Here is a 9,566-nt window from a genome sequence, read left to right on the forward strand (position 1 = left end):
GAATGTCGCGCGGCGGTGCAGTGTGGCTGTCGGCAGAGCCGATGCCACTAACAGACAAAACGGCGGCTCCTCAGCTCGCCCAGCCAGAGAAGTGCCACAGAGAGCACCGCGTAGGCGACCACCGTGACAAGCGCAGCGGTGCCCCAGGTTGCCGAAAGCACCCGCGCAGCATCGGCGATAGCAGCCTCTGCCGGCGGCATAACCACGAGGCTCACTAGCACCGCGAGCATGAATCCGATCATCCCGGACTGGAACGCGAACGCCGCGAAGAAAGCGAGCGCGGTGACGAAGAGGCAGCGGGCCAGCAGAAGGGGGATCGAATCGTGCGTGAAGAGGAGCGTACCGAGGGCTATCAACACAAAAGGCACCAGCAGCACCCAGTACAGCAACGCCAAGAAAAGAGCGGTCGCGCCCTCCCCCTTCCGCCTGAGGAAATAGATGACCTCTCTGCCGTCTCCTCCGATGCGCTCCTTGAACACAAACGGCGGCCACCACGCCGCCAACATGGGGATCAACAGCCCGACAGCATAGTCGAGATACAAAACGGTGAGCGCCGGAATCCCAGCTCTCTCAACAAATAGAAGTCCTACGGGGAGGAGAAGGCCGACAGCGACCGGCGGTACAACAGCGTACCAGCCAATGTTGGACATCGCATACCAGATGGGAGGCTTGCGCACGCCGGGTCCGCTCACACCATGCCTCTGGTGACGCACAGGTAGCCATCTTCGACGGTGGGCTCTCTGGGCGTAAAACCCTCGTACGGCCTAGGCGAGATCACTCTCGCAAACTGCTGGCCATCCACCTCGGCGTAGCCGTCGATGTAGTAACTCTCGGAGTATTCGCTGATCCGATCCTGCGGCGCCAGATAACACTTGCCGCTGGCCAGATCGGCGATATCCTGTAGCGTGCCTGATGCCCGCACCTCACCTTCGTCGAGCACGATTACCCGAGATGCCAAGGCGACAACGTCCTCCACGATGTGTGTGGAGATCAGAACGAAATGAGCGGCTGCGAGTCCAGCGGCGAGCCGTTTGAACCTGACCCGCTCCTCGGGGTCGAGCCCCGCGGTGGGTTCGTCGAAGATGAGCACTGAGGGATTTCCCAGCAGCGCGGCGGCCAGGCCCACTCGCCGGATCATGCCTCCGGACAGCGCACCGACCCTCGTTGACTTGCTGTCAAGGAGGTTCACTTCGCGCAAGGACTCGTCGATAGCCACATCGACCTCGGCGGCGGGCATCTCCTTGAGCGCGGCGAAATACGCGAGCGCCTCCTCTACTGTCAACTCCTTGAGCAGCCCGAACCTTTGGGGAAGGTAGCCAACTTCGCGATGCTGCTCACGCGAATCATGCGGGAAATGCGCTGTCCCGCCAGAGGGCTTGAGGATGCCGAGCATGCAGCGCAGAAGCGTCGTCTTACCCGAGCCGTTGGGGCCAAGCAATCCGGTCACACCCCGCTCAAGCGAGAAGGTCACCCCCGCAAGCGCCTGCTTCTTGCCGTACGATTTCTTGAGGTCTCGGATCTGGATCACTTCGTTCCTCCGCGGCCGGATCGGGTCAGAAACTCTAACTCGGACAGATCGCTGTCCGATAACAAATACTGGTACGTATCTCTGAGCGCTTCATCCTCGCCTATGGCTTGTATTTTTTCGTTGAAGAGCTGAAAGACCACGCTCCTGGCCCGCAAGACGTACTCTTGCTTAAGCTCTTGGTCGGTCCGCGCAGAGCGCCGGGCGTCCTCAAGTCGGGCAATCTCTTCACTTATTGACACTGCCTCAGCGGATCGGTCGTCAAAAAGGTCCTGCCGAGGATCGCGATGTGCAAAGCCGGGCGAGTCGTTGATGACGTAAAGGAAGGCCGCCCTCAAGTTGGCGCGGTCCAACTTCATCGGCGCGGGCGCGATCAGCACTTCAGCGGCGATCAACTCATCAAACATGCCCACCATCAGCGTGTTTGGGGGGAGAAATGTAGCTGCAAGTGCTTGGAACCCTGACCCTTGTATGACCTGTAAGTCATCAGGAATGGGGCTTTCGGTAACGCCGATCTGCAGCTCAAGCTCCCGCACACGGGCAGTAAGGCTGGTAAGCGCCTCTGGGCCCCGAATGGCAACGGGCAGGTAGATGACACGATGATTCCCGACTTTCCGCTCAGCGACCATTCCACCGATGAAGGTTGGCGCACCACTGCGTCCCTCAAAGCGTCCCTTGCGCATCTCGAGGTCGGAGAAAAGTGGAATCCGGGTTTTAAACCGCACTGAGAACTCAGCCGTCCTAGCATCTGTAACGTCCATCGCAGGAGCTACAGCCTGCTCGTCCCACACCCGCACAAACCCAGGCACCGGATAGTAAGGAAAGTATCCGGGCAGAAACACGCCTTGGCTGTTGGCTATGTTGATGCCCCCGCTGCCGCGGTACTCGAAGGTCAGTCGCTCCTGCCTTGCTTCGGATCGCACAGTGACGTAGTCACCCTCCTGCGAGAAATCCAGGGGACGCCCGGCGGAGTCCCGCACCCGAATAAGATGATAGCCGTGGTAGAGTGTGAAGCGGTATTTGCCTTGTGTCTCGTCATCGGCAATGTGCACCGTGACAACCGCCTCCAACTGCCGCCCCGCAGCCATATCCATCTCGTACCGGTCTATCGCGAATCCGCCGGGCACGTCGCGTTGCGGGTGCTCGTCAGAGCGGATCTGGTAATGAACCTGCTCGGTGACAGTAGAGCCGCCTCCAAAGAACCGAGGGTCACGCCGCAACTCCTGGCTCGGAAGCAAGAAAGCCGCAAAGAGGAGACCAGCAAAGCACCACAACAAAGAAGGGGCGAACCGGCTCCAGCGGACATGACGTGGCGTGAGAGTGGGCGCAAGAATCGCTAGCATGAGGGTGAGCCAGAATCCCGCAAGCCACCATCGCTCCTGCTCCAACGGGAACCCGTAGAGCGAATCGATATACCAGGTCGGATCCGGGGCAAGCACCCCGAAAAAATCGCGCACCGGATAGAGATTCAGAACCGGTCCGCCCCACATGATCCCAGCCTGAGCGACCATAGGGATGATCTCCGAGTACGGCCCCGCCAAGAAAGCGAATACCGCGATAACAGCGTACCCGGCAAACCGCTTGAGGTGTCTTGCCGCCACAAAGCCAAGCAACAGTGCGATCGCGCATGGGGCGAACACGTTGAGCAGAACTGATGTGGCAACATGCCAGCCGAGCAAGTGCTGCATGCCCTGCGTGAATACAGTCACGAGCTTGAACACGAGGAAAATCCCAGAAACGATGACCACGACAACAGCGGGCGGGAGCATCGCTGCGAGCCAGTGTCTGTGCGCGGTTCCTGTGTGAGCGCCTACTGACTCCTCCATGCCGGCAATACGCGCGGCACTAGCGAACTCGAACGAGATGACGAGCACCGCCAGGGGCCACACAATCGATAAGGGTAGATAGTTACCTAAGGTTCCCAGATCCATTTCGCCTTGGCGGTACGTCCAAAGCAGCGCATCACCCATAACCGCAATCGCGAGGACGATCGCCCCTCCCGCGATAAGAGCCAGGGGCCACCTGCGAACGAAGGCTCGCGCTTGTTGCGCTATCAGCACACCCATATTACCTCCGGCCCACCCACAAACTCGCCGCTCACATACTCATTGCAATCAATAAGTTCACTAGCGATCGAACGAGCCCCCATTTCTCCTTAAATACCCATTTGGCGATACCTTTGGAGAAAAATACGCCATCGCGCACAAGCTGAACGTCCGGCTCAGGAAGGCCGTGAGTTGCGATTCAAGCTTGAACTCAGGTCGTTCCCTCGCGGAAACGCTGATCGCCGCTGCAACAGCCTTAATCCGTCTGGTCCACATCCCTACGTGTGGGTAGCCCGAGCGGTGGAGCCCGACTGGGCTCGCGCCGGGTGCTTCACCCCTCCACGCGAGGCCGGCCGGACAGTGACCTCGACTTCGCAATCCATTGCCCCCAGAAGGACGACGAGTTTGTCGACAGACTTGCTGCGATTCTTGACGTCCAGCAATCTCTGAATCTGGGCCGGAGAGGTCCGCGCGCGCCTGGTGATCTCTCGTTGCGACAGCGGACTGGCCTTCATACACTCTTGAGCGGCGATGGTCAGTTTGTACAGAAGCAGATCCCGCATATAGGCAGGGTCTTCGTTGTACTCGAGAACAGCATCGACGTGGACCGAGCCCTCTGCACCAGATTCCAAAACGTAAGTAAATGCCTCGCGGCCGAAGTCTTCGTCAGCGTAGACTTTCACGACGGGATCGTTCTTGCTGGGAGCGGGGTCGACCTTCGCATACGGCATCGGGAAGACACCCCTGCTCAGCGTGACCTCGAAGGCTCGCTTGTAATTGTTCGACTTGACTCGCCTTATCTTCACAGCAGACCCTCCTTCTTCAACTCCTCAATCAGGTCGCGAATCCGCCGACTGGCCGAGCCGACCATCTCGCGCGAGTTGTCTAAATCCCACTTCACGACCAACGCTCCGTCCTTGTAGACGTGCACGTGACGCGGCGAGTGGTCGCCCTTCCACGCGAGAAACACGTATCCGCCTCGCCTCAGCTTTGACATCAGCTAAATGATACCTTACACGGTAGCAGAATTGCAAGCGACATGCTCACACGGCACTTTCTGCTCGACGCCCAGATTATCAGGCTCAAAGTAGCACATCTATGCTACACTTGCCATGACCCCTCGCCCACGGAGGATGAAATGAACCAGGGAGTGAAACTGCGCAAGGCGGGCGGCTCGATCGCCGCCACCCTACCCAAAGACATGGCCGACAGGCTCAAGCTTGCCGCCGGCGATACGGTGATCGCGATCGAGACCGAGCGCGGTATCCTGCTCACCCCTTACGATGCGGAGACTGAAGAAGCGCTTTCGATAGCCGCCGAAGTAGGACGCACCTATCGCAGCGCACTGCGCGAGCTTGCGAAGTAGGCGTTGATGCCCGTTAGCGAACCGAGATGGGTCACCCGCGTCGTCGTCGACGCCATCCAGACCGACATGCTGCTCACCCACGGCGGAATGCCGGGCCTGCGCGACGAGAACCTGCTCGAATCCGCGCTCGCGCGCCCGAGGCAGCTTCTCTCCTACGCGCCTGACGCGGATATCGCCGCGCTTGCCGCAGCTTACGGTTACGGGCTCGCCCGCAACCACCCCTATAACGACGGCAACAGGCGCGTGGCGTTCGTCGTGACGGCGGTGTTCCTGGGACTCAACGGACTCGAGTTCACTGCGAGCGAGGCCGACGTGGTCACAACCATCGTCGCACTCGCATCCGGGGAAATCGAGGAAGACGCGCTCACCGACTGGATCAGACTACATACCGCCGAGCGGAGCAGCGACTCGCGCTAACGCGCTTGGCATGAGCTGCAAGCCGGCCACTGTGCCTCCCTTGTTGCGCGCAACCGTGACGTGCGATAGGCTTCTCTAACGCGAATGTGGTGGGTGTAGTGTGCGTTTCTGCGAATGGGGGAACAAGTGGGGGAACAAGCTCAGAACCGGTGTTCATGCCCTGCTTCCACCGTATCCGAGTATGAGGGAGAATCGCTGCACACAGACCACCTTACGCTCGTGCACGGTGCGTTGAGGGTCTGGCAGATCAGAGGTATCCTTGGTGGCCTGATTTTGGTGGCACTGATTGTTGCTGCCTCCTGGCTACCCTTCGCTCCGGAGCTGCTCACCTCGAACCTGGCCATCATCTTTCTGCTCTGTCTGGCCCCCCCTGTACTTGAGGCCCTGTTCCTTGACCCGCTTAGGCACAAGCGCTACTCACTTCGCATCCATCGAGAGCGACTGGTCATCAACCAGGGCGTGATATTCCTCCAGAAGACCGTCATCCCCCGGAGTAGCATCCTGAATATGCGGCTCCGGCGAGGTCCTGTGCTGCGAAGAATGGGGCTCACGGGCGTGTCGATCGTGACCATTGCGGATCATCACAATATAGGCCCCTTCGATGCTGCGCAGGTCGAGATGATCGAGGAGTTCATGAACGGAACCCGGCGTGAGCCACTCTCGTAACAGCCCCTGGATGATCATAGTGAACGGGATCGAGGCCGCGCAAAACTATGTGCCCTTCTTGTTCTTATACTTCCTCTCTCAGCCGAGACTTGATTCCTCGATTGGTCTTGTGGTGACCGTCCTGTTTGTATTCTTCTCCTTCGCGACGGCTTACTCCGTCATTGGACATTGGCTTACACGATCCTATGCGTTCGACGCGGAAGGAATCAGGTATCTGCAAGGGCTCTTCATCAAGACCGAGACCCTTCTTCCATGGTCGGCTGTGGCTGCAATCGAGGTCCAGAGGGATCCTGTTCGCAGCATCGCCGGTTGCTGCAGGGTGGTGGTAAGTGCATCCGCAGGGGCCGACCAAAAGATCATCCTCGATGTCGTCAAGTGTGAGCTGGTCGACGCGCTTCAGCTATCCTCGGGAATACCGGTTTCGCGGGAAGACCCCAAAAGCCTTAGCACGGAGACACAGCCGAAAGCGGCGGAAACGGAAGGACACATCTTCAGCGCCTCACAGCGCGATCTCTTGGTGATGTCACTTGCATACGGCAGGTTCGCACTATTCGTCCCGGTTCTTGCGGGAACCTATCTTGAGCTTGCTGCGTTGCTGCCCGCGCTACCTGATCCTGAACGGATCATTGATCGCGGCGTGTCCGGCAGCACTATGGTCTGGGTGGCCTTGATCAGCATACTCGTGGCGGCCTCGGTTGCGTATGGATACGCCGTTACGTTTCTGCGATTTTGGAGGTTTCGGGTTCGCCTCATCGGAGAATCCCTGCAGCTCGAGGGCGGACTGATGCAGCGCAACCGAAGGACCATACCTCTTGACAGCGTTGTGGGAGTCTCGCTTCGGAGGAATTCTTTCGATCTCCTGACCGGACGAGGAAGACTTGCCCTGCTTACAAGAGACGCCGGTCAGGTACTCGGTAAAAATGTGGTGTTCCCGGCCCTGAAGATCAGCGACATAGAGGCTCGGATGGATTCGCTTGATGCTAACGCCGGGGCACTTCTCGCTTTCGAGCGGACTCCCGGGAATCCCCCGGGCGCGTGGCTGCTTGCGGGTATGCGCGTGCTTGTGACCGTCTCGCTCGCGACCGCGATGCTCGCGGGGTCGGGCATGTGGCAACACGCCGAGATCGTACTCGCATTCGTGATTCTACTGTCTGTAATGATCGCGAACTCATCTTTCACAACACTGATTCGAGACGGAGACGGGAAGGGAATACTCTACCGTCGCGGACTGCTGTGGAGATCCTCCGTCTATCTTCCGATTACTGAGGTTCATGTGTTTCAGAGTGAAGTCCGTCCGTGGGACCACTGGTTGGGCTTGCGCCGCACCTCGCTTCACTACTTCGCAGGCGGAGCTCGCAGGCTCTTGGCATGGCAGACGGCTAGCAGCGACATCGTCATCCAGCCAGAGGCGGACGCCGCTTAGGAGGAGATGAGTTTTTTAACCGTGTGGTTCAGCTGACGACCGAGACCTGACCACGGCTTGATGTGCTTTAGCGTATCGCGTAGTTCATCCTGGGCGACCTCCGTATCATAAGCCGCCTGCGCGCGGAGCCAGTAGCCGTCCGAGAGACCGAAGAACTTGCAGAGGCGCAGGTCCGTGTCCGCAGTGATGGAACGCTTGCCCGCTACGATCGCGCCGATGCGCTGCGCCGGCACACCGATCTCTTTCGCGAGGCGGTACTGCGAGATGCCCATGGGCTTCAAGAACTCCTCCGAAAGGAGCTCGCCTGGGCTGACTGGCTTGAGTTTGGTCATCGTCATCACGTCCTAGTGGTAGTCCACGACCCGCGATCTCGAGTTGCCGGAGCTTGCACCTTGCGACCGACTCGATGTTGACAAACCGACGCACGCGGATGCCCCGAGTCAGCTTCTCAGTATCAGCATCTTTGAACGAAACGATCATGGCCTTATAGTAACGTGCGCGTTACTAACGTCAAGCGTTACCAGTGAGCGCCGCGAGCGCGCGCTCCACAACTACTTGACGAACGAGACCATTAGATTCCAAGCCATATGCAACACAATGCCAGGCACGATACTACCGAGACGCTGATACATGAAGCACAGGTACAGTCCCAGCGGGAACGTTGTCAAAAATACCACGGGCGACAGGTGTAACAGCGCGAAGATGACCGAGGAGATCAACGCGGCGGTGACAAATCGATGACGATGACGGAGGAAACCAAATATTATCCCGCGGTGGATAAACTCCTCACCAATAGGCCCCACGACGACACCTCCCACGAGCAGCCAGATCCACGTGGCAGGGCTCCGAGCGGAACGCACCACCGCCTCCGGCTCGGGCACCTGCAATGCGAGCAGGGCCTCGCCGAGCCCCACCACCAGAAGCGCGGCCAGCATGAAGAAGCCGAATATGTACTTGAGACTGCGTCCGAGCGGTGCCTTGCGCACGCCTAGATCCTCCCAGGTCAGGCCGTGAAAGCGGTTGCGTGAAACGACGTACGCCAGGGCCAGCAGCGTGGCCGGCAGGGTGATCGCAGAAGCTATTACCAAACCTGCTGTAGCTTCATCCGCAGTGCCTAATACGACCTGTCGGAGACCGACCTCATCTAGCAGAAACCAGACAGCCCCGATAGCAAGCAGCAGAACTAGGGGCGCATAGTAGAGCGCAAGTATCTTGACGACCTCCGGCCACGCGTATGCTCGTGCGATGCCAGATTGCCCATCGCGAGCGTTCTCGATGTCTTCCGCAGGAACTGCCTCATTCCCCAACCCCATAGTGCCCCCCTGTCCTGTCGAACGGCCGAGGCATAAGCTGCGCGCCTCAGTTTTCCCAGAATAGCCGATGCCTCAGGCGCGTCAAGTAATCTAGGGTTAGAACCCTAGTGAGTGACGAATGTGTTCCAGCCCCCGTTGCTAAACGATGTGTTCAACTCCAGAGCACAGTAGGCCCACGGAAGCTGCCCCATCCTCACATACTACCTTGACAGTCATAGTAGCTTGACAGAGAATGTTCCTGAAAGGAGGTGCCCAATGGGTGAAGCGCCAATCTCAAGTGACCTGATTCGCGGCCACATCGATACCGTCGTCTTGGGGCTGCTGAACACCGAAGACCGCTACGGCTACGACATCTGCAAGCGAGTGTCAGCGCTCTCCGATGGCGAGTACGAGCTGAAAGAACCCACGCTGTATTCGGCCGTGCGCCGCCTTGAACCGCAGGGTTTCGTTCGATCGTACTGGGGCGAAACGGGTCCGGGTGCACGACGGAAGTACTACACGATAACCGAGAAGGGTCGCGCAGCTTATCGGCAAAACCTAGAGGACTGGAAGCGTGCACGTACGTTAATTGATCGCCTGGTGTCAGGCACGGAGCAGGAGGGGTGATCGTGGAGGCAATAAGGTATTACGTCAAGGGCGCCTTCCAGGGCGTCAAGGAGACACCGCAAGTTCTTGAACAGCAAGAAGAGCTAATTGCGGACATCTCCGCCAAGGTGGAGGACTTGGTGTCAGAGGGCAAAACACGCGAGGAGGCTTTAGGGGCGGCAATCGCGTCCATGGGCGAGTTGTCCGCTCTCGTAGACGAGTTCAG

13 protein-coding genes are annotated in these 9,566 nt (G+C 58.9%); 6 read left to right on the top strand and 7 right to left on the bottom strand.

Annotated elements, in window-relative coordinates:
- Positions 1–47 precede the first annotated feature (47 nt).
- The 5 genes from KGZ89_01770 to KGZ89_01790 form a co-directional block, all read right to left on the bottom strand.
- Positions 48–692, bottom strand: a complete 645-nt coding sequence (locus KGZ89_01770) for a hypothetical protein (GenBank protein ID MBS3973583.1) — start codon at positions 690–692, stop codon at positions 48–50.
- Positions 689–1,528: an ATP-binding cassette domain-containing protein gene (locus KGZ89_01775; GenBank protein ID MBS3973584.1), complete on the bottom strand. Its 840-nt coding sequence runs from the start codon at positions 1,526–1,528 to the stop codon at positions 689–691. Before KGZ89_01775 ends, KGZ89_01770 begins: the two co-directional genes overlap by 4 nt.
- Positions 1,525–3,591, bottom strand: a complete 2,067-nt coding sequence (locus KGZ89_01780; protein MBS3973585.1) for a hypothetical protein — start codon at positions 3,589–3,591, stop codon at positions 1,525–1,527. The genes KGZ89_01775 and KGZ89_01780 overlap by 4 nt, the downstream gene beginning before the upstream one ends.
- 257 nt (positions 3,592–3,848) lie before the next feature.
- On the bottom strand, positions 3,849–4,376 hold the full coding sequence (locus tag KGZ89_01785) for an XRE family transcriptional regulator (protein ID MBS3973586.1): 528 nt from the start codon (positions 4,374–4,376) through the stop codon (positions 3,849–3,851).
- The gene (locus KGZ89_01790; protein MBS3973587.1) at positions 4,373–4,567 is read right to left on the bottom strand and encodes a DUF4160 domain-containing protein; all 195 of its coding nucleotides are present in this window, start codon (positions 4,565–4,567) and stop codon (positions 4,373–4,375) included. Before KGZ89_01790 ends, KGZ89_01785 begins: the two co-directional genes overlap by 4 nt.
- Positions 4,568–4,708: 141 nt before the next feature.
- Between KGZ89_01790 and KGZ89_01795 the strand changes: the two genes are divergently transcribed.
- The 4 genes from KGZ89_01795 to KGZ89_01810 all read left to right on the top strand — a co-directional run bounded on the left by KGZ89_01795 (position 4,709) and on the right by KGZ89_01810 (position 7,442).
- Complete coding sequence (locus KGZ89_01795) at positions 4,709–4,936, top strand: AbrB/MazE/SpoVT family DNA-binding domain-containing protein (GenBank protein ID MBS3973588.1); 228 nt, start codon at positions 4,709–4,711, stop codon at positions 4,934–4,936.
- Between the two features lie 6 nt (positions 4,937–4,942).
- Positions 4,943–5,353, top strand: a complete 411-nt coding sequence (locus KGZ89_01800) for a type II toxin-antitoxin system death-on-curing family toxin (GenBank protein MBS3973589.1) — start codon at positions 4,943–4,945, stop codon at positions 5,351–5,353.
- Between the two features lie 126 nt (positions 5,354–5,479).
- Complete coding sequence (locus tag KGZ89_01805; protein ID MBS3973590.1) at positions 5,480–6,019, top strand: PH domain-containing protein; 540 nt, start codon at positions 5,480–5,482, stop codon at positions 6,017–6,019.
- A complete protein-coding gene (locus KGZ89_01810; GenBank protein ID MBS3973591.1) occupies positions 6,003–7,442 on the top strand; it encodes a PH domain-containing protein in 1,440 nt (479 codons plus the stop codon). The genes KGZ89_01805 and KGZ89_01810 overlap by 17 nt, the downstream gene beginning before the upstream one ends.
- On the opposite strand, the gene KGZ89_01815 is transcribed toward KGZ89_01810, so the two are convergent.
- Together KGZ89_01815 and KGZ89_01820 are read right to left on the bottom strand one after the other, a co-directional pair.
- Positions 7,439–7,774, bottom strand: coding sequence for a HigA family addiction module antidote protein (locus KGZ89_01815; GenBank protein MBS3973592.1), 336 nt, complete (start codon positions 7,772–7,774; stop codon positions 7,439–7,441). The two genes, KGZ89_01810 and KGZ89_01815, sit on opposite strands and share 4 nt — an antisense overlap.
- Before the next feature lie 219 nt (positions 7,775–7,993).
- Positions 7,994–8,755 (bottom strand): CPBP family intramembrane metalloprotease, encoded by a 762-nt coding sequence (locus tag KGZ89_01820; protein MBS3973593.1) that lies wholly within the window; start codon positions 8,753–8,755, stop codon positions 7,994–7,996.
- A gap of 255 nt (positions 8,756–9,010) precedes the next feature.
- Between KGZ89_01820 and KGZ89_01825 the strand changes: the two genes are divergently transcribed.
- Both KGZ89_01825 and KGZ89_01830 read left to right on the top strand, forming a co-directional pair.
- Complete coding sequence (locus tag KGZ89_01825; protein ID MBS3973594.1) at positions 9,011–9,361, top strand: PadR family transcriptional regulator; 351 nt, start codon at positions 9,011–9,013, stop codon at positions 9,359–9,361.
- A partial coding sequence (locus tag KGZ89_01830; GenBank protein ID MBS3973595.1) for a hypothetical protein occupies positions 9,358–9,566 on the top strand: 209 nt, incomplete at its 3' end. The genes KGZ89_01825 and KGZ89_01830, both read left to right, overlap by 4 nt.

Source organism: Actinomycetota bacterium, assembly GCA_018334075.1.
Lineage (GTDB): Bacteria > Actinomycetota > Coriobacteriia > Anaerosomatales > UBA912 > JAGXSC01.

Bases quoted from the DNA above. Each gene is read 5' to 3' on its own strand.
- KGZ89_01780 (MBS3973585.1), bottom strand. From the start codon at position 3,591: ATGGGTGTGCTGATAGCGCAACAAGCGCGAGCCTTCGTTCGCAGGTGG.
- KGZ89_01790 (MBS3973587.1), bottom strand. From the start codon at position 4,567: ATGTCAAAGCTGAGGCGAGGCGGATACGTGTTTCTCGCGTGGAAGGGC.
- KGZ89_01795 (MBS3973588.1), top strand. From the start codon at position 4,709: ATGAACCAGGGAGTGAAACTGCGCAAGGCGGGCGGCTCGATCGCCGCC.
- KGZ89_01800 (MBS3973589.1), top strand. From the start codon at position 4,943: ATGCCCGTTAGCGAACCGAGATGGGTCACCCGCGTCGTCGTCGACGCC.
- KGZ89_01815 (MBS3973592.1), bottom strand. From the start codon at position 7,774: ATGACCAAACTCAAGCCAGTCAGCCCAGGCGAGCTCCTTTCGGAGGAG.
- KGZ89_01820 (MBS3973593.1), bottom strand. From the start codon at position 8,755: ATGGGGTTGGGGAATGAGGCAGTTCCTGCGGAAGACATCGAGAACGCT.
- KGZ89_01825 (MBS3973594.1), top strand. From the start codon at position 9,011: ATGGGTGAAGCGCCAATCTCAAGTGACCTGATTCGCGGCCACATCGAT.